Below are 25,267 nucleotides of genomic sequence, written 5' to 3' on the forward strand. Positions count from 1 at the left end.
GGGAATAGGAAAAAATGTTTGGAATGGACAAACTGAGCCCAAACCGCGTTGCATCGCGGTTTGGGGTTACCCGAAGGCGTACAAAGGTACGTCGAGAGGCGAAGTTTGTTCATAGCAAAAACGCATTTATCAAAAGAAAACGCGCAAAATTTTGCGCGTTTTCTTCATTTTGTATCTTTCTCGTGAGTTTGCACAAACTTTGTTTGCCTTTATACTCGCGTTTTTGCGATCCGGACTTTTTTTACATTCCCTTTTAGTTTATATTACCAATGAAACCCAGCATAACAATAACCACCAACCCATGCGAAACCAGTTGTGTTATAACTTCTACCTAACATTGCTTGGTCATGCGTATAAGAAACTTGCCATGTAGAAATAGCTTCATTAACAAGGTTACGATATGCTTCATCGTTAAATACATTTACATTTGAATATTCCTGATTTTTTTCCAATGGTTTTAGTTGCCAATTTTCATATTCATAAGGTTCTTTTAAAGCAATTTTAATTCCCCATTTTCCTGTCAACTCTTCATATGTTGTTTTTCTCAATTGCCCCCTTACTCCTTTATCAACCTTTGTTTCCCAAGGAATATTAAGATGTCCAATACTTCTTGTTGTAAATGCAATTTCATTATATCCACGCCCATGAATATACTCATCATATCCATTTTTTTGACCATATGAAGAATTGGGAATATATTGTGGAACAAATACCCTAAATGCTCCTGCCATTAATTTACTGCCATCTGACAATTCATAAACAAGTGCAGGGTCTACATTTTTTAAAAAATTTTTATTTTCAACTTCAAACATATGCATCCAACCCGAACTTACATAAGATAACTCTTTCATAGCAGCTTCTATTTCTGGGTGTTCCATTTGATTAAATGCTGCCCAAGCCATAATATCTGCATATGTTCCATCAAACACGACAGGTTTCATACCTTTACTTGCCCTATACTTATTTAATTCTTCTGTCCAATACTCACCAAGAACAGTACTTAAAACAGGAGTACCCATATCAGAATTATTTTTATTCTGAACTTTTTTATCCATTTTTGTCATATCTCTTTTGACACAATGAGCTGTTGAAGTACTATCATCATAATAAACTTGTGCACCTAAAAATTCAGCAACATATCTGAATGGTAGCATTGTTCTGCTATTTAAAATTACCGGGAAAACATCCTCTGGTAATTCATAAACATTTACTTTTGTAGCAATATTTTCACCATGTTCATATCTTGCAGTAACAAATTTATTAGAGCCAATCCGAAGATAGTGAACAAGTTTAGTATCTTTTCCTTCAATATACTTATTAACAATTTCCACAACACCATACTCTTGATTCCAATAAACTTCTGCACCTAAATTTTCTGCCAAAAATCTAACCGGAACATAAGTTCTATAAGTGTCCTCATCTAACACAGGTTTCTGGTCAGGGAAATTGATTTCAGTATCATTTACCGAAAGTTTAATATCTGAACTGCTCCAATTCGTTGCATAAACAGACATAACAGAAGATAGAGATAGTAAAACTACCAGTACAGTTGTTATAACTTTCTTCATTATAATTCCTCCATATCAGTTGTATAATATAGATAAAAAGTCCCCCAATAAACAGAACATAAAAAAGTATTATTTTATCAGGTGTGAAATGTACCAGTGTTGCAAGAATAGGCATGCGCTTCAATCTTTTCCATCACCTTTTTAAGCACTTCGCCAATGCTTTCCCGTATAACCAGGTCAGCAGTATCGTCGTAGCCCGTCTCGGACTTATTGATGATTACAATATATTTACCTCTGAAATACCGAACAAAGGAGGCGGCAGGATATACTGCCAGAGAAGTACCACCCACAATCAGCATATCGGCATTTCGGATATACTGCACAGCCGATTCCGCAACCCCGTCATACAGACTTTCACCATACAGAACAACTTTTGGCTTCATAACGCCTCCGCAGGCGCACTTGGGTACGTTTCCATCTTTAATTTCGGATAAAACTGCGTCCGCATCTCCCTTTTCACCACAGGAAGCACAGTAAAACTCCGATGCTGTGCCGTGCAATTCAATGACATTTCCGCTTCCCGCCTTTTGATGCAAGCCGTCTATATTTTGTGTGATAACCGCCTTAAGTTTTCCCATGTTTTCAAGCTTTGCCAGTGCCTTGTGGGCATGATTCGGCTCTGCCTCAATCACAAAATACTTTCTGTAAAAATCATAAAAGGTTTCGGTATTTTCAAAAAAGAAATCATGGCTCAGTATCTCCTCGGGTGGTACGCCATATTCCTTTACGGTATTGTAAAGACCGTCCTGACTGCGGTAATCTTTCACACCGCTCTCGGTGGACACACCCGCTCCGCCAAAGAAAACAATGCTTTCGCATTCCCGAAGCATATCTGAAAGCTTATTTAACATTTTTGCACCTCGTTTTCGGTTTTGTCAGCTCAAAGCTGTCAAACACCATGTTTTTTATGTCCGTTTCAGGGATGCTCCCGTCCAGAATAATAGAATTCCAATGCAGTTTATTCATGTGATAGGCAGGCACCACTGCTTCGTAGGTGCTTCGCCACATATGGGTAAGATTGGGGTCGCACTTGACATTGACCCATATATTCCCCATCCGCTCACAGATTGCGGCAAACATTTTTTTGTTGCCCTTGTGGCGCATCACCGTCCAGTTGGAATCGTGAAAGGGATAGTCCTCGTATGCACCTGCAAGCGACAGACAAAACGCTATCATTTCCTGTCTTGTTTTCATTGTATCCCCCATTTTAAATACTATATTTCTCCAAATCAATCCTGCCGTCCGCTTCAAAAACAATGCCTTCTTTTTCAAGCAACTGTCTTTGAACGCCCTCTCCGCCAAAGGCAAAGCCCGGTGCAACCTTGCCCTCACGATTGACCACTCTGTGGCACGGAATCGTCTCCGGCTCGGGGTTAACATGCAGCGCATAGCCCACAACCCTTGCCCATCGGGGATTCCCTGCAAGCAGTGCCACCTTTCCATAGGTCGCAACCCTGCCTTTCGGGATTCTTTTCACAACCTCATATATTTTTTCAAATGTATTCATCTTCGTTACCTATTTAAAATTATATAATGTATCTGTTTCTCTGTTTCTATATTCGTGCTTTTCGTAGTAGCCGATTAGACTGCCGTCATCATCACGAAGCGCAACCATATACACATCTTTATTTTCCTCGTCATTGCGATAGGTATAAATGATGTTGTTATCCTTGCTTTCTTTAAACCACGCAACCGCCTTGTCTATCATTTCATTGGCTTTTGGCGGATGGCAATCTTTAATGCTTTTGCCCGTCAAATCCTTATGATAACGCTCTATTGCTGACGGATTCATATAACAATGATATCTTCTATATCACAAACAACCACAGGGGCAAGGTCTTGGTCTAATACGCTTTTTAGTAATTTATTTAACATTGTGCCCTACAATCATTTTAAAATTGATGAACGAATTAGATGCAAATATTTTTAGCTAAATTTTGAGCTAAAGCTCAAAGCTAAATTATTCCGCTTCGCTCCATAGCTAAATTGTTTCTATTGAAACAGCTAAATTAAATTCGCTTTTAGCGTGCGAAGCACATTTAGCTGCCGTAGGCAATTTAGCTGAATAGATTTAACTCTGTTAAATCTATTCTACCACAAATTTAAAAAATTTTCAATAAAAACGGAAGTTTCTTTACGAAACTTCCGTTACAAATCGTTCTGTGATGCCTAAAAGTCTGTCATCCAAAAAGGAAAGTGCCGTTTCCTTCAAATCCTCGGGGATACCATAGAATGCTTCTGCCACAGCTCCTGCAATTGCCGCTAACGTATCGCTGTCACCGCCGATGGAAATGGCATTCCGAATCGTATCTTCAAAGCTTTCCGACTCAAAAAACGCCTGCATTTTTGTTATATCCTGTCTTATAATTTTAAGCGGCATTCAATCGCCTGCCTTTCCTTATTTTTTAGCCATTACACTTGCAAATTTTATAAAGATATGATATATTTATACATATTCATATTACCATACTCAAAAGAAAAAAGCAATACATGTGTTTTTAAGGAGAATTTACAGATGCAACGCACCACAGACATGACAAAGGGCAATCCCGCAAAGCTGATTTTAACCTTTGCGCTGCCGTTGATTATTGCCAATCTCGGGCAACAGTTTTACCAGATTACCGACGCTGCTATTGTAGGCAGAGGTGTCGGGGTAAAGGCACTTGCGGCAGTTGGCTCGACAGACTGGATTAACTGGCTGATTCTCTGGACCATCACCGGCTTTACCCAAGGCTTTTCCACCTTTCTCGCACGGCATTTCGGCAACAAAGATTATACCGCCTTAAACAAAACCTTGGCAACCTCGGTTACTTTGTGCCTGATTATCGGCGTTCTGCTTACTATTTTTGGCTTTTGGTGCGGACGCCCTCTTTTAAACATACTGGGGACACCGCTTGATATTATTGAAGATGCCGAAATCTATCTGCTTACCTTAATTGCCGGCACAGTCATTGTAACGGGCTACAACATGACCGCCTCGGTACTTCGGGCTTTGGGAGACGGGAAGTCTCCTTTAATTGCTATGGTCATTGCGGGAGTTTTAAACATCGGACTGGATTTGCTGTTTGTTATGGTGTTCGACTTAGGCGTATTCGGTGCGGCATTTGCATCAGTGCTGGCACAGCTTTTTTCCTTTTTGTACTGCCTGATTCAGATTCGCAAAATCGACTGCATTCATTTAACCCGTCAATCCTTTAAGGCAGAGTTTAAAAGAATTAAAGAGATGCTTTACTTCAGTCTGCCTCTTGCATTAGAATACATTGTTATTGCTTTGGGCGGTATTGTACTGCAGGCTGCCATCAATGCAGAGGGAAGCTTTTTTGTGGCAGGCTACACCGCAACCAACAAGCTCTACAGCTTGCTTGAAAGCTCGTCCATTTCTCTTGGCATTGCCTGCTCTACCTACTTTGCCCAGAACTTTGGCGCAAAGGAATTCAAACGCGTCCGTCAGGGGGTTAAAACCGGCACAATTCTTGCCATTTTGTTTTCGGTGGTTGTTTCGGTCATTGCCCTTGTCTTCGGCAAGCCCATGCTTTCCATGTTCCTGGATGTCACCAAAGAAGGCGGCACAGAAGCCATGGCGGTTGCATGGCGGTATTTGTTCTGTCTTGCCCTGTTCCTTTCGGTTTTATATCTGATTCACATTTACAGAAATGCCCTGCAAGCCATCGGCACCTCTTTCTGGTCAATGGTTTCGGGCTTTGGGGAGCTGGTTGTCCGCGTGGTGTTTGCAACCGTTGTTATCCGTTATATCGGCGTAGAAATTCTGTATTACATCGAGCCTGCCGCCTGGATTGCCGCCCTCTTGCTGGTCATTGTCCCCTACTTCCCATACGCAAAAAAAGCACTAAAAAACCGCTGATTCTCAGCGGTTTTTCTTATATTAAAATGCCGTTTAAATGGTCGATTTCGTGCTGAATAATCTGTGCGGTAAAATCCGAAAAGGTTTGGATACGCACCTTAAATTCTTGGTTCTGATATTTCACCTTAATCTTTTTGAACCGCTTGGTTTTGCGCGGTCCGCCAAGAAGAGACAAACAGCTTTCTTCGGTCTGATACGGGCCTGTCCCCTTTAAAATTTCGGGATTGAACATGGTCATATACGTTCCGCCATTGTCAAAGCAGATAATGCTTTTATTGACACCAATCATGTTTGCCGCCATGCCCACGCACCCCTCTTTGTGAAAGGTCAATGTATCCAGCAAATCCTGTGCCGTTATTAAATCCTCTTCGTTTGCTTTTTCCGCTTTTTTCGCTAAAAATAACGGATCATGCATAAGCTCTTTAACCATACTTTTCTCCTTAATACCGATACTTTTTTTGTCTGATGCAAATAAACAAAAACGTAAATGCCGAAGCTGCCGCCTCTGCCACCACAATGGAAACCCAGATGCCGTCAAGCCCTAAAACCAGGGGCAGAAGCAATACTGCCGCCATCTGGAACACCAGCGTTCTTAAAAACGAAATCAGCGCAGAGGTCAGCCCGTCATTTAAAGCCGTAAAAAAGCCCGAGCCGAAAATGGCAAACCCTGCAAACAAAAACGAAAACGAAAAGATGTAAAAGGCGTGCACCGTCATATCCGAAAGCCCTTTATCATATCCCACAAACAGCAACGATAACGGCTTTGCCAGTAAAAACCCGAAGGCAAGCATCAGTAAAGAGGACACCCCAATAATCACATTGCTTTTTTGTCGCAGATTTTTAAGCTCTGCGTGATTTTGTGCACCGAAATGGAAGCTGATGACCGGTGCCGAGCCAACAGAATAGCCAATGAAAATTGCAAGAAAAATCATGTTGACATACATTAAAACGCCGTATGCCGCAATACCGTCCTCACCCGCATATTTTAAAAGCTGAATGTTATACAGCATCGCAACCAATGACATGGAAATGTTGCTCATCAGCTCGGATGAGCCGTTTGTACACGCCTTAAGCATTGCCTTACCGTCATAACGGGTTTTGGTCAGCCGAAGCAGACTGCTGTTGGGGCACATAAAATACAAAACCGGAAGCACACCGCCCACAAGCTGACTGATTCCCGTAGCCAGTGCCGCACCCGCAAGTCCCCATTTAAAGACCGCCATAAACAGGACATCCAGCACCATGTTGGCAAGTCCCGATGCCACCGTCACATAAAGCCCTAATTTAGGCTTTTCAGCGGTCACAAAAAAGCTTTGAAACTCAAACTGCAGCATCTGAAACGGAAGTGAAATCAGAATGATTCTGCCGTACAGCACGCTGTCTTGCAGGAGTTGTCCTTTCGCGCCCAGAGCTGATGCAATCTGCGGTAAAAACAATATGCTGAGTACCGCTGTCAGCACACCCAGAATAAAAGTGGCATACACGAAAAGTGAAAACTGACGGTTGGCTTTATCCGGCTTTCCTTCGCCTAAGGTTCTGCCAATCAGCGCGCCGCCGCCTGTACCGAACATAAATCCGATAGCTCCTAAAATCATCAGTACGGGCATAATGAAATTGACCGCCGTAAAAGGTGCTTTGCCCACAATATTGGATACAAAAAAACCGTCCAAAACGCCATATATCGAAGTGAAAATCAGCATAATAACCGACGGCAATGTGAACCGAAGCAATTTTTTATATGTAAAATGATCTGATAGCTTGATTTCCATAAAATTTTCCTTTACCGAAGATGAATTTCTTTAAGCTTTTTCCGACTGTTTTTCCAGTCGGGACAAACTTTTTCCAATTCCGCATAAAACTGCGGAGAATGATTTGCCTGCAGAAAATGGGTAAACTCGTGCAGAACCACATACAAAATGCAGTCCTTTGGTGCATACATCAAATTGGTATTAAAGGTCAGCACCTTTTTCTGCGGATGACAGCTCCCCCATCGGGAAACCATTTTGCGAAACGTAATTTTGGGATACGGTATGCCCTGCTTTGCAAAATACGGATACACCTTTTCGCACATTCCGGTAATTACACCGCAAATTTCCTGCTCCGAAAAATATTGGATTTTAGGCTTTTGTGCCTTTTTTTCAAAATTCTGTAATGCTTTTTCAATAAATTCCGCTTTTTCCTGTAAAAAGTCCTCAATTTGCTTTTTGGAAACGCGTTTACTTGCCGAAACGGAAACCGTTTTATCCGAACGGATGCGCAGATTGATGTTTTTGACCCGTTTATATAACAGCTCATACTCTATTTTTCTGCCGTTCAGAACGATTTGTTCTATCACCTTTTCTCACCCTCTGCTCCGTTTTTCCATTTGCCGCTTATGTAGAACACCGCGCCAATCCAGAAAGGTGTAAACCCTGCCAGCGCGTCGCCCAGCCAGAAACCGAAATACTCCATATGCAGTACGATGCCAAACAGCACCGCCAATCCAATTCGCATGACAATGCCGTCAAAAATAGCGGTGGCAAAATTGATTTTATAATTTCCGCTTCCGTTAATGAGCGCATTCATGATGGCACGAAGCGATGCTCCGAAGAACAGCAGTAATGCAATGGGCACATAATCCCTCGCAATGGCAAGCACATCCTTGTCGCCTGAATCGGTAAACAAGCCAAAAATCTGTTCAGGGAACAGAATCATCAATACTGATAAAATCACCGCAATGGTAAGAGTAATAATCGCCAGCTGTTTTAACACTTCTTTCACTCTGCCGTATGCCTTTGCGGCAATGTTCTGACCGACCATGGTCGAGCCTGCATTGTTCATTGCCATAGAAATCAGGTTCACCATGCTTGCAAGCTTGTTGGCAATGCCTGCAAATGCCGAAACCGCAACGCCGTAGCCGTTGATCCAGGAATTGACAAACAGCTTTGAAACCTGCACCGATGCATTTTTAATTGCTATGGGCGTGCCGAGCTTTAACAACGAAACAAGCATACCTGCATCCCATTTTATAAAATCCTTAAAGGTAATATTCAGTGCAAATTCCTGTCTGTGGTGCGTTAAATAGACAATACAGCAAATGACACTGACCGCCTGACTGATTACCGTTGCCAAAGCTGCACCCATTGCGCCCAAATTCAGCGGTGTTGCCACAAACAAGAAGTCTAAAATCAAGTTGGTTGCCGCCGCGATAGCAATAAAGATAAACGGATGCTTGGAATCCCCCATACCCCTTAAAATGGCACTGGTAAGGTTATAGCCGTAAATGAATACCAAACCGCTCATACAAACTGCAGAATACTGCACGGCTCCGTAAAAAGCCTCTTTCGGGGTATTCATAACAGTGAGCATCTGCTCCTGAAACAAAAGTCCTAAAGCACTTAACACAATAGCGCAAACCATTAAAAACCCACACATGGTGCCCACAAATTTTCCGATTTTATGCTGTTCCCTTCTGCCGATATATTGGGCAATCAGCACCTGCCCTGCGCTGGAAAAGCCCATGGCGATAAAGGTTAAAAGGTTGGATACATCTCCACCCACCGCGACAGCGGATATGCCGGCTTTGCCGAGGACGTTTCCCACCACCATCATATCGACCATATTATAAAACACCTGCAAAAGGTTAGACAAAAAGAGGGGCAACGCAAAAGAAATCAGCTGATTTCTCACATTACCCGTAGTAAAATCCTTTATTTTTGACTGTTCCATATTTTCACTTCCATTCTTACTGTTATTCCAAAGAACAGCACAGTATATCATATCATATTTTGGCAGAAAACGCAATAAAATTTCTTGCTTTTTTCCTGCAGATTGTGCTATAATGATTTCATCAAAGATGACATCAGCCAAATTCGCCTGATGGCATCTGAATCGTTCACTGATTCTAAATTTTGATATACAAGGGACAAAAAGCCTTCCCCTTGAGGGGAAGGTGTCAGCGATAGCTGACGGATGAGGTGGAAAAATAACGATTGCTACGCAATCTACACCTCACCACCGCCTACGGCAGAGCCTCTCCTCAAGGAGAAGCCTTTGAAAGCTTTGCATCTAAACCTTATGTGTCGCAATAAATAAAAAACATTGGCATCCAGACTATACAGTCTTTATATAATAAATAAAAAACTGCCACCGGGTAGTAAAAGTACAGATTGTACTCGTTTGCACAGCGTTAGGTCTTAGAAGTTGTGTAAAACGGGTATTTTTTTATGGAGGTTTTTACGCATGCAAACAAAAACATCTTATTTCACCAAAGCCGAAAAAGTTTTGTGGCTTGGCTCGCTGTTGTTTATTCTTTTGTCTTTTTTTGTCTTTGACAGAGCAAACTACTTAGCCCTGATCACCTCTTTAATTGGCGCAACTCTCCCACTTTTTTCAGCACTTCATACTGCCCCCAGTCAATGTGACCATCATCATACAGGCAGGTATCAATAGATACAACTCCGCCGCGCTCGTTGCATTTGCGCACATACTCTGTCATATAGTCCGCGTTATACGCGCATCCCAATGCGTTCCAACCGCTGATACCCCAGATATCATCATAATACTGGTGTGTACCCAGGAAAGACAGAATATGCCATTGGGAGCCATCTATAAACCTTTTTTCGGGCAGTTCTTCAAAGGCATTGGACTCGCCTGCCGTGTAGTTTTCATATTTGGAATAACGATATGTACTGCCGGGCGTTATAAATGCTGCTTTCGCCTCTTCATCCCCTGCTCGTGCATATTGACCCAACTGACCGATTTGGTGCATGGGATTTGTTTTTCCGTGATAGAATTTATGATATGCCGGATTTTTGTAATCGGGCACAATCACGCCGTTGTTATACGCAATCAACGCGTCCGGATTTCCTGCCTTTACCGCATCGGCATAGGCTTTTAAAAAGTCGTCGTCATGTCCGTCATACCCGAAATACATGCTCATTCCGTCAAACCACCAACCCTTGACTTTTTCGCCGTAACGCACTGCATATTCTCTCAAAACGGCTGTCCATTTTCCCACGAACTCTGTTCCAATTTGCTCATTCTCCCGGTCGACATAACCAAATCTTCTGCCTGCCACGGGATCCTTGTGCGGCCCGTCACCGGTAAAATACAAAAAGAGCGGAATATCATATTTGTCAAGCGCCGACAGAATATCCGCAATCAAGTCGCGCTCCGAACAAGCCTCACCGGGCTTGTAGCCTGTAATCCGATTAAAGGTATCATTCGGCGCACACATAAATTGTTCGCCCTGCATGATGGTAAACACCACATATCCGGCATTGATTTCATGGGCAGTTTTAGCGTAGTTTTCCGCATCAAACGCGTTGACTCTGTCATTAAAGCTTTTATGTGTCACAAAGTTTGTTCGAAAAGTTCCGTTGCCCGCAAGACCGATATAATGGTTGAACATCCCCCATTTTCTGCTTAAAAACCAATCCTGATTTTGCATAGTACTATACTCCCTTTCTGATTTATAAATCGCTTCCTATGTTGGAATACCCTGAAGCGGCAAGCTCGGAGCGCTCATCCACTGCTTTGGGAATGGTATCATAAATAGAAAGCGCTTTATCCCAATAGCGCTTCCGTACAGCCGCTCTGTCGGGATTGTCGCCAAGCATATACAAGAAATTTTCCGCATGCCAAAGCAACAACTGTCTGTAGTCCTCGGCACTTTCGTATATCGGAAGCGCAGACCTGTGTCCCTTAGCCGCTTTCAGCCTTTCAATCATTTCTTCAAACATAGCTGAAAGTTCTTTTTTATTATATTTGGTCTGTTCATAGCCCCACCCCGGTACAATTTCAAAAGCTTCCATCAATAGCCCGATTTTTTCATCCCCAAAGACAAGCTTTGTAAACTCTGCTACAACGCCCTTGGCATCCTTGTACGGGTCAATCATCAGTTGTGCCGCCGTATAAAGCATCAGTATGTTCAGCTTTGGACTCATTGTATAGCAAATGGCACCGTAAATAGGCGCAGCTTCCACTTCCATTTTCCGCTTTCTCTGAAATTTTTCAACTCTGTAATGGGGATAGCAAATCAGCTCTCCCTCCGATGCGGAATAATCCCAGGAGGTAACGCGATGGGTTTTAGAGACCTTTTTAATCCAGGCTCTTGCATCGTATGCCCCTTCCGGCTCACAATCGGGATTAAAGCCGGCACCAAACGAAAACAAAGTATCTTTCGGAAATGTATCCAGACGGTTTATCAAATCGTTCATGGCAATTTCCACTCTTTCGGGTGAGCCGTTCCAGATGTGACACGGAATTTCGGGCGTGTTTACTTCCGGGTCTACCAGCATAGCAAAAGTACCGTCCCAACCGGGCGTTTTCCGCATATCTTCGCCCCAACCGGTAAACGGCGTACCCCAGGTTCCCACTTCCACAACCGTGTCGGGATTTTTACTTTTCAACATTGCAGCAATTTCAGCCGCGAGCTCTATAAATGTCGTGTGGTCGCAGTCATTTCGGTTACAGCCACCCGGATCCCCGGGGAAGATTGTAAAAATATCAGGGTCATGCAGGTTTTCCGCGTAAAACGTCCAGAACTCCATAATTTTTGCCCGGTCAACCGGGTCGTTCGGGCACGCAAAATACCACTCCGCCCCAATGGTATTTACGGCAATCAGAGGATTGACCGAAATCCCCTCGCTGTGACACACATCAATCACTTCATTGATGGTCTTAACTGCCGCATCCCGCTCTTTTCCTGTCTTGCAAAGGGTAGGCGGAATCCAGAACATGAAATTGTTATACCCAAACGCCTTGATTTGCTGTATAAAAGCCTTCCAGTCAGACGTTGTCCAGGTTCCGGGCGCATCATAATACATGAAATTAATGTTCCAGGCATTTTGCAAATGCTCTGCAAAATTCACATAGCAAGTTCGTAATTTATAGTATTCTTTCATTCCGATCGACCTCTCATAAACTTTTAGCGTGTACCTAATTGTATCATAGAAAAATTCAAAATTCAACAACTTTTTTCAAAAAATTCTATTGACTTTTAACGGTGACTATGATATAATAAACAGAATTGCCACCGGGTAGGAAAAGTACAGATTGTACTCGTTTGCACAGCGTTAGGTCTTAGAAGTTGTGTAAAACGGGTATTTTTTTATGGAGGTTTTTACGCATGCAAACAAAAACATCTTATTTCACCAAAGCCGAAATGGTTTTGTGGCTTGGCTCGCTGTTGTTTATTCTTGTATCCTTTTTTGTCTTTGACAGAGCAAACTACTTAACCCTGATCACCTCTTTAATTGGCGCAACCTCTCTGATTTTCTGCGCCAAGGGCAATCCGTTTGGGCAGGTACTGATGATTGTATTCGGCTTGATTTACGGGTTTATTTCCTACACCTTCCGCTGCTACGGCGAAATGATTACCTATGTGGGCATGACAGTACCCATGGCAGTCTGGGCGCTTGTGGCATGGCTGAAAAACCCTTATAACGGCAACAAAGCCGAGGTGACGGTGAACCGTCTGCCCAAAAAAGAAATTCCCCTTTTAGCACTTCTGTCCGTTTTTGTAACTGCTCTTCTTTATTTTGTTTTAAGATATCTCGGTACCGCAAACCTTTTTTTCAGCACCCTGTCGGTAACCACAAGCTTTGTGGCGGTGTATCTTACGGCACGGCGCAGTCCGTACTACGCCGTCGCGTATGCCTTAAACGACATTGTGCTGATTATCCTCTGGATTTATGCCGCCTTGCGTGACATTTCCTATTTATCGGTTATCATCTGTTTTATCGCCTTTCTGGCAAACGATTTATACGGCTTTTACAACTGGCGTAAAATGCAAAAAAAGCAGAACGCTTAAGTCTATGCATTCTGCTTTTTTGTTTCTCTGTATGCAACAGGACTTTGTCCGAAAAAACGTTTAAAGCTACCCGAAAAAGCAAGCTGAGAGGAATATCCCGCCGAAACGGCAATTTCCTTAATTTTAAAATCAGTGCTCTCTAAAAGTGCCGCAGCGCGCTGCATCCGCACTTTGAGCAGATATTGCTTTGGCGGCAACCCATAAGCCTGCTTAAATTTAAAACAAAGATACTTTTCGGTCACAAAGCTGTTTTGCGCCACATCCTCCATGGTGATGGGTTTCTGGTAATGATACTCCATAAACCGTCTGGCACTTTGTGCTATACTTTCTTTCTTGCCTGCTCCGTTACTTACCGACAACAACGGAAAAGTGCTGTAAAGGGCAGACTGCGCAATGCCAGCATTGTCGTTTGCTCTGCTTTTGGCTTCTTTCAGTAAGCCTGCCAGATATTCAAAATGCTGAACCGCAAGCTTTACATGCCGATCTATCGGCACACCCAACCTTACAAGCTGTTCAATGGCAAAATCCCCGTCAAACCCAAACCAGTAGTGCTCATATCCCGGTTCAACCGAAAAGGAGTGAATCTTGTTTTTGGAAATCAGAAAAGCTTCTCCGCTTTCCGCTTCAAAATCACAAAAGTGACAAACCCCACGGATGACAATATGCAACAAATATGTGCCCCGCACATAAGGCAGTATGGTTTTAGGCTCTGTGATACAAGAATGACCAAATTCATATACCTCTGCGCGTTCACCGTCTGGCGTGTAATAGCAAATGTCCAAAAAATCCCTCCTCTTCGCTTTAAGTATAAGAAACTTTAAGATATTTGTCAATATAAAAACGTGTTTTTTGTATATATTTTTTATATTTTATCTGCTATACTTAGTTTTAAGAGGTGATTTGATGATATACCAAAGCAAACAGAACCGAAAGGATTATGCTCCGCCGTTACTGGGAAACGGCGACATCGCTTTTACCGCAGATTGCGAGGGCGCTGTTGTCTTGCATCCCGAAATTGCAAGTCGTATTCAGGCGCACAGCGGTTACATTTTCCGCGCAGGCAGACGGCAATCCATGTCGCCTCTGCACCCTGCTCCTGCCCCCCTTTTAAACTTCGGCTCCTTAAAATTTGATTTTCACGACTCTGTGACCGACTTTACGCAAGTGCTTCATGAAACAGACGGCTATATTTCTTCTTCCTGTACCTATCAGAGCGGAAACCAAATCCATTCCCGATACTTTGTGCATCCCAAATTTAATCTGTATGCCGTAGAAAAGCAGTTTGAAGTTCCTGTTTCGGATGCCCGTTTTACCCTTTTACTGACCGAAGAATTACTGCAGGATGCAACACCGACCATTACACAAAACGGCAATTTTGTGCATGTGGACCTTGCCGTTAAGGCATATGAAAAATATAACGCACGAATTGTGCTTTATTGTGATAAGGCTTACGCCCTTGAACGCACCGAAACCGAAATCAACCTTCGTTTTTCCGCCAAAAACGGTGAAACGGTTTGCTTTTACTATCTGTTAGAGGACGATTTATACTGTGACAACCCCATTGGTGCATTAAACGATTGGCAAGCCCGTATTAAAGCGGAAGGGTTTAACAATTTACTTGCCGAAGCAAAGCAAAATTGGAATACTTATCACCATCAGGGCTTTGTGCAAACGGGAAATACACTTTTAGACTCGGCATACCGTACCGCTATGTACCACTTGAAATGCTATACCACAAGGTGGTCTGTTCCGGTGGGAATAACCGACAAATGCTGGCACGGAAAATTCTTTGCTTTTGATGAATACTACGCCTATCTGGCGCTTTTGGAATCGGGCAAAACCGATTTGGCAAAACGCGTGCCTGCTTTTCGGGCAAGCATTTTAGACAAGGCAACCTACCGTGCTACCGATTACAGCAAAAATCCCGATACTGTGCAGGCAAGATACCCCTGGCAGACGGGCGAGCATGGCGAAGAGCTTTCAAGACGCGGATTCTGGGAGGATCACATTTTCCACATGGCTGTCATTGCCCTTGGTGCTTTTGAATATTACGAGCACACCGAGGACATTGAATTTTTAAAAGAATGCTACCCCATGATTAAAGCCTGTGCGAAATTTTACACCTTATCTGCCGTTTACAAAAATCCCGACGGCAGTATGTATGTGGGCAAATGCACCGATTTAGAGCGACTGGGTGCCTCGGTGGAAAATCCCTTTTTCACCTCCTGCGGCATCATAAAAACCTTAGAGGTTTGTGCAAAGGCATCTGAAATTTTAGACACCGATACAGATTACAGAGCAGAATGTTTGAAAATTAAAGAAGCTTTGCTCGCATCTCTTCCCCATGACGGCGATAAATATGTGCCTTTCAAAGGGTGTACCCAAAAAAGCATCGCTGTTTGCACCGGCAAATATCCTTTTGATGTGCTTTCCAACGATGACCTAAAGCTTTCTACTGCCCTGTATGACTTTATGCAGTACGAAACCACCTACGGCAACATGTACCCGTTAGGCAAAAAAATGTCTATCTGGTATGCAGCCTGGAAATCCCTTGCCTTTGCCAGAATGGGCAATGCTAAAGAGGCTTTCCGTGGGATCGAGCAGGCACTCCGGTCGGTTGGCGTATTTACCGAGTGCTTTGAAATCAACGAAAACGATGCGCTGTACCGTCCCTGGTTTTCCACCGCAGCAGGGGTACTTTGCAGTGCGGTCAATGAATCTCTTTTACAAAGCGACGGTAAAAACATCTATCTGCTTCCGGCACTTCCCGAGCACATCAAAAACGTGTCCTTTAAGCTTTCAGCAAAGGGCGGTGCAACGGTGGAAGCCGTCATTCAAAACAACCAAATTCAAAAGCTTGACATCAGCTTTAAACAAACCGCAACGCCAAAGCAATTTAACATCTACTTACGCGGAAACCTTATCAAATAAAATAGAACGCTATCCTGATTGGATAGCGTTCTTTTCATGTTCTTTTTTTACATCAGAGTACCAGCGAGGGCGCAGTATAAACGCGTGCCGCAAGCTCATTGTTTAACATGTAAAGGCTCTTGGGATCGGAGCCGAACAGCTCCATTTTGGTAATCATGTCGTTGGCGTTGGTTTCTTCCTCGCCCTGTTCCTTTACAAACCAGTCCAAAAACTGCATGGTGCGGAAATCCTTTACGTCATAAGCTGCCGCATAAATGTCGTTAATCAGGCTTGTTACATATTCTTCATGTTCAAGACCTGCCTTCAATACTGCCATATCCGAGCTTAATTCCTTATCGGGCTTTGCAATGGCTTCCAAGGTTACCTTTTCGTTGTTGTTCTGCAGGTACTGATAAAACAGCATCGCATGGTCTCTTTCTTCCTGCGCCTGAATGTAGTACCAGTTTGCAAAGCCGTCTAAGCCGCGGTCTTCAAAATAGTTGGAAAAATCCAGGTACAGATACGCCGAATAAAACTCCTTATTGATTTGTTGGTTTAACAATTCTCTTACTTTTGCATCTAACATTTTTATATTCCTCCTTTTATTTAATCACAAAGCTCTTCGGCAAGGGCTTTGATTTGATTTTCATTTTCTTTGCTCATAGCGGAAAGAATTTTGATTTCGGTTTCCGCATAGGTTAAATTCTTGCTTTTTTCAAGCATCCCTTTCATAACCTTGGTCGCCATGGGTGTCCAGCTTCCGTTCTCAATGAACGCCACCTTTCGGTTCTGAAAATTCCGCTCGGTAAGCCCATCAATAAAGGTACGCATGAACGGGAAAACATCTGCATTATAGGTGGTGGTTGCCAGCACAATTTTGCCGTAACGGAACGCATCTTCAATGGCCTCTGCCATGTCTACGCGTGCCAAATCATTCACAACCACTTTCTGTCCCATTGCTTTAAGGGCTTCCGCAAGTGCCAAAACTGCTTTTTTCGTGTTGCCGTAAACCGATGTGTAGGCAATTAAAACACCGTCCGATTCCACACCGTAGCTTGACCAGGTATGATAAAGGTTTATGTAATACCCCAAATTCTCCGAAAGCACAGGCCCGTGTAGGGGACAAATGATTTCAATATCCAGATTGCTTGCTTTTTTCAGAACTGTCTGCACCTGCGCGCCGTATTTGCCCACAATGCCCACATAATACCGTCTTGCCTCGCAGGTCCATTCTTCGTCCACATCAAGTGCGCCGAATTTGCCGAACGCGTCTGCCGAAAACAGAATTTTGTCGGTAGAATCGTATGTCATAAGTACTTCGGGCCAGTGCACCATAGGTGCGGTGATAAAGGTTAAAGTGTGTGCGCCTAAAGCCAATGTATCTCCCTCGCCCACAACCAATTGTCTGTCCTTTAAATCGCTTCCGAAAAATTGCTTCATCATGGTAAATGCCTTTTGGGATGCTACAATTTTTGCATCCGGATACGCTTTAGTAAACCGCAAAAGACTTGAAGAATGGTCCGGCTCCATGTGCTGAACAATCAGGTAGTCGGGTGCTTTCCCCACAAGGGCTTTTTCGATATTTAAAAGCCATTCGTCCGCAAAACCGATTTCCACCGAATCCATGATTGCAATCTTTTCATCTATAATTGCATAGGAATTATATGCCATGCCGTTGGGCACTACATACTGTCCCTCGAATAAGTCAATTTTATGATCATTTACACCAACATATTTTACATCCTTTGTAATGTGCATGTCAATCGCCTCCCTGCTTGTTTCAGTATACCACAAACTTTTTATTTTCGCAAGATTTATTCCAAAATTTTTCCGTCGGTGGAAACGGTTATCACCTGCCAGGGAATAAATTTCCCACTCTCGATCAGTGCATTTTTCACTGCGTTTTCAATTCCGCCGCAACAAGGCACTTCCATGCGCACCACCGTTACGCTTTTGATGTTATTATTGCTTAAAATAGCGGTCAGCTTTTCGGTATAATCTCCCTCGTCCAATTTCGGACAGCCGATTAAAGTAATGCGGTTTCGCATAAACGCATTGTGAAAATTTCCGTATGCATAGGCGGTACAATCTGCCGCAATCAGAAGATTTGCATCCTCAAAATACGGAGCATTTACAGGCACCAGCTTAATCTGGCAGGGCCATTGGCGAAGCGCGCTTTTCACATTAGAAATTCGAACCTCATCTTCACTCTCTTCCCGACAGATAACCTTTGCATTTGTCCCGGGACAACCGCAGGGCAAAGGCTTCTTTGCGCTTTGTGCCCGTTTTACCGCCTCTTCATCGTAAGCAGGTGCTTCCCGTTCTTCAAAGGAAATGGCATTTGTGGGACAAGCAGGCAGACAATCGCCCAAGCCGTCACAGTAATCCTCCCGGGTTAAAACCGCTTTGCCGTTTATCATTTCAATGGCACCCTCATGGCAGGCCAAAGCACAGGCACCGCAACCGTTACATTTTTCCCGGTCTATTTTAATGATTTTTCGAATCATTTTACATTCCTCCTTGCTTTTTCATCTACAGTATAGTATAATGGAATCGTAAAGTATGTTGAAATTTCAACAAAAAAGGAGAAAAAATGCAAAAATTTTTAAAAATTTTAGAAAAATGTGCGTTATTTGACCAAATTGCCCCCGAAAACCTGACTGCGCTTTTGGGTTGCTTAGGGGCAAAGACCGCATCCTTTGAAAAAAGCTTCACGGTGATGGCGGAGGGAACACCTGCGCACTACATCGGGATTGTGCTTTCCGGCTCGGTTCAGCTGGTGCAGGTGGATTTTTACGGAAACCGCAGTATCATTGCCCACGCAGAGCAGGGCGATTTGTTTGCCGAGGCTTTTGCCTGTGCAGGTATTCCGCGTATTCCGCTCCGCATTATTGCCGACACCGACTGCGAAATTCTCTATATTGACAGCCGTCGTATTGTTTCTGCATGCTCCAATGCCTGCAGCTTTCATCAGCAAATCATATTCAACCTGATGAAAACCTTAGCCAACAAAAACATACTGTTTCACCAGAAAATTGAAATCACCTCCAAACGCACCACCCGGGAAAAGCTGATGGCATACCTGATGGTTCAGGCAAAAAAACACGGCTCGAACCGTTTTACCATCCCTTTTGACCGGCAGGCGCTGGCAGATTATCTGGAGGTCGACCGCAGCGGACTTTCTGCCGAAATCAGCAAGCTCCGCAAAGAAGGTGTACTGCTTTCCGACAAAAAACAATTTGAATTATTATAACAGGAGGTATATTTATGGAATATTTTAAGCTTATTGCAGACCGTTATTCGGTTCGTCAGTTTGAGCCAAAGCATGTAGAACAGGACGTAATTGACAAAATTTTAGAGGCAGGCCACTTAGCGCCTACGGGTTGTAACTATCAGCCCCAACGCATTCTGGTACTGAACACTGATGAAGCCGTTGCCAAGCTGAAAGCCTGCACAAAATGTCATTTTGATGCGCCCACTGCTATGCTGGTTTGCTATAACGAAAACGAAACCTGGACCAGAAAATACGATGGTGCGTTGTCTGCCCCGGTTGATGCGGCGATTGTGACCACCCATATGATGCTTGCGGCACACGATTTAAATGTCGGTGCCTGCTGGGTTATGCATTTTGACCCCGATGCCATGAAAAAGGCGTATAACATCCCCGATCACATTAAACCGCTGGCACTTTTGGTTATGGGCTATCCTGCAAAGGATGCTAAACCCATTCCCATGCATTCTTCTTTCCGTCCCATGGAAGAAACAGTTTCCTATGATTCTTTCTAACAAAAAAACGGTTGCGATGCAACCGTTTTTTACTTGTAGAGATAAAAGCCGTTTCCTTTGATTCTTTGGGCTTCGGAAAAGACGATAAATGCCGCATTGTCAATGGCAAGGATTTTCTTTTGAAACGCATCGGTTTCCGATTCTTTCAATGCACAAAACAGCATTTGCTTTTCAGAATCGGTGTACACGCCCTTTACATCAATAAGCGTTACACCCCGGGGCGAGGTTGAAACTAAATTTTGGGAAATTTCTCCGCCTTTATCGGTAATCACAAATGCAATTTTGGAAATATTCAGTCCGCTGATGACAAAATCTATGGAATAGCTGGAAATGAAAAGTGCCAGTACACCATACAGGGTAAGCTCAATATTCTGAAACACTGCTAAAGAAACTGCAATAATAATGCCGTCCACCACCAACAGCATTTTCCCGATAGGTACGGTAGTAAATTTTGTCTGAATGATTCTGCCGATGATGTCGGTGCCGCCGGTGGAAGCCCCTGCCGCAAAGCTCATACCAATGCCAAGTCCGTAAAGCACACCGCCGAATACCACCGCTAAAATCAGGTTTTCAGTGTAAATAGGTAAAAAACTAAACAGCTGCGTAAACAAAGACAAGAGGGATATGCCACCCAGGGTTTTTAAAATAAAGTTTTTCCCTAGCACGGTAAGACCAATCAGCAAAAACAACAGATTCAGCACAAAAAAACTAAGACCCGGCTGAATCCCGAAAGTGTGAAACAGAATGGTTGAAATACCCGAAGCGCCACCGCCTACAATTTTGTTCGGAGTTAAAAATGAGCCGATGGCAAAGCCTGTAATCAAGGTGCCTGCCAGTGTAAATAAAATAGATTTCGTTTTTTTCATTTAGTGTGACTCCTTTGCTGTCTCAGAAAATGCTGAGCTTTAGCTCTTTGCTCAATAGCTCCAGTGCTTTAATACCTGCGACGCTGTTCCCTTTGCCGTCCAGAGCCGGGGAAAACAGACCGATGCCCATTTTATCAGGTACAACCGCCATAATACCGCCACCTACACCGCTTTTTGCGGGCACACCTACATTTACCGCAAACGCCCCCGAGCCGTCATACATACCACAGGTCATCATAACCGCATTGACATAACGGGCATAGTCCGCGCTGAACAATTCCTCGCCCGTTTCGGAATTTTTACCTTTGTTTGCCAGTATAAACGCGATTTTCGCCAGATCCTTTGCCGTTGCCTTCACCGAGCAGGCACGGAAATAAAAGTCCAGCACATCCTCCACCGCATCCTCCAGCATGCCGTAAGCCTTCAGCATGTATGCCAAAGCGCGGTTTTTATTCCCCGTGGCTTTTTCCGAAAGATAAACCTTTTCGTCCAGGTCAAGATTGGGATTGCCTGCCATTTTTCGGGTAAGTGCTAAAAGTCGCTCAAATTTCTCGGTATAGCTGTTGCCGTCAACCAATGTGCCAAGTGCAATCGCGCCCGTATTAATCATGGGATTGATATGCTCACTTTGCAAAGCCTGGTCGCTGTAATTAAACGCATCAAAGGGTTTTCCGGTTGCTTCCACACCCACAAGGCGGTGCACCGCCTCCATTCCCTTGTCCATCAGTGCCAAGAGAAGGATAATGGGCTTAATAATACTCTGCATGGTAAACCCTGCATCGCAGTCCCCTGCAAAATGCATCACACCATCCCCTTGCACAAGACAGATGCCGAATTGGTTTGCATCTGCTTTGGCAAGCTCGGGAATATAGCTGGCAAGCTCGCCTGTTTTAATATAGGGCGTACAGCTTTTTATAATCTCATTCAGCTTTTTTTCCATGTAATCACGTTCCTTTTTCTTTACTATAGTATACAATATTCTTTCCAAAACGTCAAGATTTAAAAAGGCTTGATTTTCGAAACAGAATGTGTTATGCTTGAGGAGAGGTGAGTAAAATGTTTTATAACCGAAACAATCAGGCATATGCCATACAAGACATTTTCCGCGTAACCCGAAAAAAAGGCTCTAATTTCTATACAGGGCGCGACTTTTCGGGACTGGCTTTCCGTTTTTCGGGAAGCAGTGTTATAAAATATGCCAACAAAAAAACCAATGCCGTTACCGGCAGTATCACCTATATCCCGGCAGGTTTGGATTTCGAAGTTGAAAGCGAGCCGGAAGAAGTGATTATTCTGCATCTGACATGCTTTGGAAATGAACCGACCGACATTCTCTCCCTCACTTTTCAGAACACAGACAAGTTTGCAGATTTGTTTCTCTCTATGTTCAGCGAATGGCAACAACGAAAGCCCGGCTATCAAAACCGCTGTACCGCACTTTTATACACGTTGTTTGAGCAAATGGAAAAAGCGGATGCAAAGCCTGACAATCCTAAAGCTGAGCTGATTCGCAAAGGCGTGCTTTATATGAACATGCATTATGCGGACGCCTCACTTACCATTCCGCTTCTTTCGGAAAAATGCAACATCAGCGAGGTGTATTTCCGAAAGCTTTTCAAAGAGCTTCACGGCATCTCCCCTGCAAAAGCCCTGCTTAAGCTTCGCATAGAGCATGCGGTCCGCCTTTTGGAATCCGGCTACTATCGGGTAAGCGAAGTGGCGCAAATGTCAGGCTTTTCGGACGTAAAATATTTTTCAACCGCTTTTAAAAAAGAAACCGGACATGCACCGACTGAAATCAAAATGTAATGTAAATGTTAGTATGAATCAGTTGACAAACGGGGAAAATTATAATAAACTATTATAGTACAATTGAATATGGGGGCGTAAAGGTTTCGACGGGGATGTTGAAACCGTTTAAGCAAGTAGTTGTGCGGAACAACTTTAAAAACCGTATTTTTAAAATTAAACGCTAACAGAAATTTAGCTTACGCTGCCTAATTAAAGGCGGCCGTTTCCCTTCCGTGACCGCTGCGGAAGTGCGAAGCGTCATCTAAGCGGTGCACACGCGCACGGTAAGCTTTGCCCGTGCCGGGTATCATGAAGCTACCAAACGGAAAGATTTGTTTATGGGACTTTCTGCAAGGGAATTTAAATCCATAAACTAAACTTGTAGAAAGAGCGGCGAATATGTTTTCGGACAGGAGTTCAACTCTCCTCGCCTCCACCAAAAAGAAATCACCCGTAAGGGTGTTTTTTCCTTTTTGGTAAAAATAAGAGAGAGTTGAACTCCTTTAGGCACGAACGTATAGAAAAACAGTCCGGTGGACTGTTTTTTAGTGAGTGGTGCGCAGACGGGTACCGAAAAGCGAAGCTTTTGGGTCGTCAAGCAGGCTGACATGCGTAGCGTGGCAGGACTCTCCTCGCCTCCACCATGAAAACGGGATAGAATTTACTGTCAGTGAATTCTATCCCGTTTTCAGCTAAATTCGCCTGACGGCGAGCTAAATTGAGCAAGCTCAGCTAAATTGCCTACGGCAGCTAAATGTGCTATGCACGCTTGTGGCGAATTTTATTTAGCTGTTTCGCAAGAAACAATTTAGCTATTGCGGAGCAATAATTTCACTTTGCAACTTGTTGCAAAATTTAGCTAAGATAAACTTGACAGTAAAATTATATCGTACTTACAAAAAGAAATCACCCGTAAGGGTGTTTTTTCCTTTTTGGTAAAAATAAGAGAGAGATATCCCTAACTGGTATGAAAATAGTCTGCTAAAACATTATGAAGATACATACTTCCCAGAGCATATGGAGAACGCAGGCAGAGCCTCTTATGTGGACCGCAATCAAGAAATGATTAACCAAAGCAAATTCTGCGTGGTTTATTACGATAAAGATTATCTTCCACCAAGGCGTAAAAACAGCAGACGTGATTTATTCGACTACCAACCCAAAAGCGGAAACGCTGTTGCCTATGAATATGCTAAAAGGAAAGGAGTGAAAATAACTAATATAATAAATTTATAATAGTATAAATCGGTGAAAAATTTGAAAAGTATATTATTGTTTGATGGTAAAATAATATAAGCGAAGGAGTTGTCATATATGAAAAATATTACTGTTGACTTAATAAATGATTATAAAAAACATCTAAATAGAGAAGAAAAATCTCAAGCAACGCTTGAAAAATATGTTCGTGATATTACTGCATTTAAGGTTTGGATGAAGGATAGCGAACTAACAAAAGAAAAGGTTCTTGATTATAAGAGTTATTTAACAGAAAACTACGCTCCTGCAAGCGTAAATTCAATGTTATCATCAATTAATAGCTTTTTTGAGTATAATGAATGGTATGAACTGCGAGTTCGTTCGTTGAAAATACAAAAGAAAATATTTGCCGATAAAGACAAGGAGTTGTCTAAGGCGGAATATGAAAGGTTGCTTAAAGCCGCAAAGAGAAAAAATAATGAACAGCTTAATTTGTTAATGCAGACGATTTGCAGTACGGGCATAAGAGTGTCGGAATTGCGAGCAATTACCGTTTCGGCAATTAAGTCCCGTCAGGCAACAATCAACTGTAAAGGAAAGATGAGAGTTATTATTTTGCCGAACGAGCTTTGTAAAATGCTTATGCGATATATTAAAAAGCGGAATATAATAAGCGGTGCAGTATTCGTAACACGAAACGGCAGACCGCTTGACAGAAGCAATATATGGAGATTAATGAAAAATTTGTGTGAAGATGCAGGTGTATCTAAGAACAAAGTATTTCCGCACAATTTACGTCATCTTTTTGCAAGAACCTACTATTCTCTTGAAAAAGACATTGTTCGCTTGGCTGATATTCTTGGTCACTCGAGCGTTAACACCACCCGTATTTACACTATGGCAGACAGTGAAATTCACCGTAAGCAAATTCAAAGACTTGGCTTGCTGCGATGTTAAAAAACATAATTTGTATTATGTGATTTTATACATACAGCATAATTTGTATTATGTTGTTGCTTTGCAAATAATTGCAATGATTTTTGCTTATAAATATTCATTCTTAGGTAAAAAGGACATACCATAAAGACCAATAATACAACTTTTTGTGCTATTGGTCTATTTGTAATGGATAATTTTTGTTTGTAATGCCGAAAATCAAGAAAATAGTCGTAAATCGTTGACAAATGTAGAAAAAAACGGTATAATAAATTTGTATATTTATATCTCGATTACGATACATACAACATAATACAAATTATGTTGTCACTGCTAAAAGTAGTCGGTTATATTTTTTATTCAACTATGGAGTGAATATTCCATAATGCAGAACAAGTATTCGATTTGGAGGCAGAACACATGAGAAATCCGGCAGAAAGAGAAATAAAAAAAGACGTTGTTTTAAGTAAATGCTTTGAGTGTTTAACCGAAAAGGGAATTGAAGCAATTACAATAAAAGATTTTTCGGAAGCAACAGGAATGGCTGCAAGCAGTA

The 25,267-nt window shown here is 42.8% G+C and carries 24 protein-coding genes, 1 other RNA gene and 1 pseudogene; 8 read left to right on the forward strand and 18 right to left on the reverse strand.

Annotation, left to right across the window (positions count from 1 at the left end; translation table 11 throughout):
* Positions 1–263 precede the first annotated feature (263 nt).
* The 6 genes and pseudogenes from IJE10_04480 to IJE10_04505 all read right to left on the reverse strand — a co-directional run bounded on the left by IJE10_04480 (position 264) and on the right by IJE10_04505 (position 3,948).
* Positions 264–1,568, reverse strand: a complete 1,305-nt coding sequence (locus IJE10_04480) for a copper amine oxidase N-terminal domain-containing protein (protein MBQ2967366.1) — start codon at positions 1,566–1,568, stop codon at positions 264–266.
* A gap of 77 nt (positions 1,569–1,645) precedes the next feature.
* On the reverse strand, positions 1,646–2,419 hold the full coding sequence (locus tag IJE10_04485; protein MBQ2967367.1) for an NAD-dependent protein deacylase: 774 nt from the start codon (positions 2,417–2,419) through the stop codon (positions 1,646–1,648).
* Positions 2,409–2,762, reverse strand: a complete 354-nt coding sequence (locus IJE10_04490) for an MmcQ/YjbR family DNA-binding protein (protein ID MBQ2967368.1) — start codon at positions 2,760–2,762, stop codon at positions 2,409–2,411. The genes IJE10_04485 and IJE10_04490 overlap by 11 nt, the downstream gene beginning before the upstream one ends.
* Before the next feature lie 13 nt (positions 2,763–2,775).
* Complete coding sequence (locus IJE10_04495; protein ID MBQ2967369.1) at positions 2,776–3,075, reverse strand: MGMT family protein; 300 nt, start codon at positions 3,073–3,075, stop codon at positions 2,776–2,778.
* Positions 3,076–3,084: 9 nt separating this feature from the next.
* Positions 3,085–3,443: pseudogene (locus IJE10_04500) on the reverse strand (PAS domain-containing protein).
* 259 nt (positions 3,444–3,702) lie between these two features.
* On the reverse strand, positions 3,703–3,948 hold the full coding sequence (locus tag IJE10_04505; GenBank protein ID MBQ2967370.1) for an ADP-ribosylglycohydrolase family protein: 246 nt from the start codon (positions 3,946–3,948) through the stop codon (positions 3,703–3,705).
* 135 nt (positions 3,949–4,083) lie between these two features.
* Between IJE10_04505 and IJE10_04510 the strand changes: the two genes are divergently transcribed.
* A complete protein-coding gene (locus tag IJE10_04510) occupies positions 4,084–5,430 on the forward strand; it encodes an MATE family efflux transporter (GenBank protein ID MBQ2967371.1) in 1,347 nt (448 codons plus the stop codon).
* Positions 5,431–5,446: 16 nt separating this feature from the next.
* Here the strand turns inward: IJE10_04510 and IJE10_04515 are convergent, their stop codons facing one another.
* The 6 genes from IJE10_04515 to IJE10_04540 form a co-directional block, all read right to left on the reverse strand.
* A complete protein-coding gene (locus IJE10_04515) occupies positions 5,447–5,860 on the reverse strand; it encodes a peptide deformylase (GenBank protein MBQ2967372.1) in 414 nt (137 codons plus the stop codon).
* A 10-nt stretch (positions 5,861–5,870) separates the two neighbouring features.
* Positions 5,871–7,199: an MATE family efflux transporter gene (locus IJE10_04520; GenBank protein MBQ2967373.1), complete on the reverse strand. Its 1,329-nt coding sequence runs from the start codon at positions 7,197–7,199 to the stop codon at positions 5,871–5,873.
* An 11-nt stretch (positions 7,200–7,210) separates the two neighbouring features.
* Positions 7,211–7,765, reverse strand: coding sequence for a DUF45 domain-containing protein (locus tag IJE10_04525; GenBank protein MBQ2967374.1), 555 nt, complete (start codon positions 7,763–7,765; stop codon positions 7,211–7,213).
* Positions 7,762–9,138 (reverse strand): MATE family efflux transporter, encoded by a 1,377-nt coding sequence (locus IJE10_04530; protein ID MBQ2967375.1) that lies wholly within the window; start codon positions 9,136–9,138, stop codon positions 7,762–7,764. The genes IJE10_04525 and IJE10_04530 overlap by 4 nt, the downstream gene beginning before the upstream one ends.
* A 628-nt stretch (positions 9,139–9,766) precedes the next feature.
* Positions 9,767–10,861 (reverse strand): alpha-L-fucosidase, encoded by a 1,095-nt coding sequence (locus IJE10_04535; GenBank protein MBQ2967376.1) that lies wholly within the window; start codon positions 10,859–10,861, stop codon positions 9,767–9,769.
* A 22-nt stretch (positions 10,862–10,883) separates the two neighbouring features.
* The gene (locus IJE10_04540; GenBank protein ID MBQ2967377.1) at positions 10,884–12,317 is read right to left on the reverse strand and encodes a hypothetical protein; all 1,434 of its coding nucleotides are present in this window, start codon (positions 12,315–12,317) and stop codon (positions 10,884–10,886) included.
* A gap of 224 nt (positions 12,318–12,541) precedes the next feature.
* Here IJE10_04540 and IJE10_04545 point away from each other — a divergent pair, with 224 nt between their 5' ends.
* Complete coding sequence (locus IJE10_04545; GenBank protein ID MBQ2967378.1) at positions 12,542–13,225, forward strand: nicotinamide mononucleotide transporter; 684 nt, start codon at positions 12,542–12,544, stop codon at positions 13,223–13,225.
* 2 nt (positions 13,226–13,227) lie between these two features.
* Here IJE10_04545 and IJE10_04550 read toward each other — a convergent pair whose 3' ends face one another.
* Complete coding sequence (locus tag IJE10_04550) at positions 13,228–14,007, reverse strand: helix-turn-helix transcriptional regulator (protein ID MBQ2967379.1); 780 nt, start codon at positions 14,005–14,007, stop codon at positions 13,228–13,230.
* 121 nt (positions 14,008–14,128) lie between these two features.
* Between IJE10_04550 and IJE10_04555 the strand changes: the two genes are divergently transcribed.
* Positions 14,129–16,156, forward strand: a complete 2,028-nt coding sequence (locus IJE10_04555) for a hypothetical protein (protein ID MBQ2967380.1) — start codon at positions 14,129–14,131, stop codon at positions 16,154–16,156.
* 52 nt (positions 16,157–16,208) lie between these two features.
* On the opposite strand, the gene IJE10_04560 is transcribed toward IJE10_04555, so the two are convergent.
* The 3 genes from IJE10_04560 to IJE10_04570 are packed head-to-tail and all read right to left on the reverse strand — an operon-like array spanning position 16,209 to position 18,642.
* A complete protein-coding gene (locus IJE10_04560; GenBank protein ID MBQ2967381.1) occupies positions 16,209–16,721 on the reverse strand; it encodes a ferritin in 513 nt (170 codons plus the stop codon).
* Between the two features lie 20 nt (positions 16,722–16,741).
* Positions 16,742–17,893 carry an FprA family A-type flavoprotein gene (locus IJE10_04565; GenBank protein ID MBQ2967382.1) on the reverse strand — a complete coding sequence of 384 codons (1,152 nt, stop codon included), beginning with the start codon at positions 17,891–17,893 and terminating at the stop codon, positions 16,742–16,744.
* Between the two features lie 56 nt (positions 17,894–17,949).
* Complete coding sequence (locus IJE10_04570; GenBank protein ID MBQ2967383.1) at positions 17,950–18,642, reverse strand: 4Fe-4S dicluster domain-containing protein; 693 nt, start codon at positions 18,640–18,642, stop codon at positions 17,950–17,952.
* An 86-nt stretch (positions 18,643–18,728) separates the two neighbouring features.
* Here IJE10_04570 and IJE10_04575 point away from each other — a divergent pair, with 86 nt between their 5' ends.
* Together IJE10_04575 and IJE10_04580 are read left to right on the forward strand one after the other, a co-directional pair.
* The gene (locus IJE10_04575) at positions 18,729–19,388 is read left to right on the forward strand and encodes a Crp/Fnr family transcriptional regulator (protein ID MBQ2967384.1); all 660 of its coding nucleotides are present in this window, start codon (positions 18,729–18,731) and stop codon (positions 19,386–19,388) included.
* Between the two features lie 14 nt (positions 19,389–19,402).
* Positions 19,403–19,921, forward strand: a complete 519-nt coding sequence (locus IJE10_04580; protein MBQ2967385.1) for a nitroreductase family protein — start codon at positions 19,403–19,405, stop codon at positions 19,919–19,921.
* A gap of 29 nt (positions 19,922–19,950) precedes the next feature.
* Here the strand turns inward: IJE10_04580 and IJE10_04585 are convergent, their stop codons facing one another.
* Positions 19,951–20,787, reverse strand: a complete 837-nt coding sequence (locus IJE10_04585; GenBank protein ID MBQ2967386.1) for a YitT family protein — start codon at positions 20,785–20,787, stop codon at positions 19,951–19,953.
* Positions 20,788–20,809: 22 nt separating this feature from the next.
* Positions 20,810–21,727 (reverse strand): glutaminase A, encoded by a 918-nt coding sequence (gene glsA / locus IJE10_04590; GenBank protein ID MBQ2967387.1) that lies wholly within the window; start codon positions 21,725–21,727, stop codon positions 20,810–20,812.
* A 116-nt stretch (positions 21,728–21,843) separates the two neighbouring features.
* Between glsA and IJE10_04595 the strand changes: the two genes are divergently transcribed.
* The 3 genes from IJE10_04595 to IJE10_04605 all read left to right on the forward strand — a co-directional run bounded on the left by IJE10_04595 (position 21,844) and on the right by IJE10_04605 (position 24,732).
* Positions 21,844–22,596: a helix-turn-helix transcriptional regulator gene (locus IJE10_04595; GenBank protein ID MBQ2967388.1), complete on the forward strand. Its 753-nt coding sequence runs from the start codon at positions 21,844–21,846 to the stop codon at positions 22,594–22,596.
* Positions 22,597–22,667: 71 nt separating this feature from the next.
* Positions 22,668–23,017, forward strand: a transfer-messenger RNA (tmRNA) gene (gene ssrA / locus IJE10_04600).
* 875 nt (positions 23,018–23,892) lie between these two features.
* Complete coding sequence (locus tag IJE10_04605; protein MBQ2967389.1) at positions 23,893–24,732, forward strand: tyrosine-type recombinase/integrase; 840 nt, start codon at positions 23,893–23,895, stop codon at positions 24,730–24,732.
* The last annotated feature ends 535 nt before the right edge of the window (positions 24,733–25,267 follow it).

Source organism: Clostridia bacterium (genome assembly GCA_017410375.1).
Taxonomy (GTDB): Bacteria; Bacillota; Clostridia; order RGIG6154; family RGIG6154; genus RGIG6154.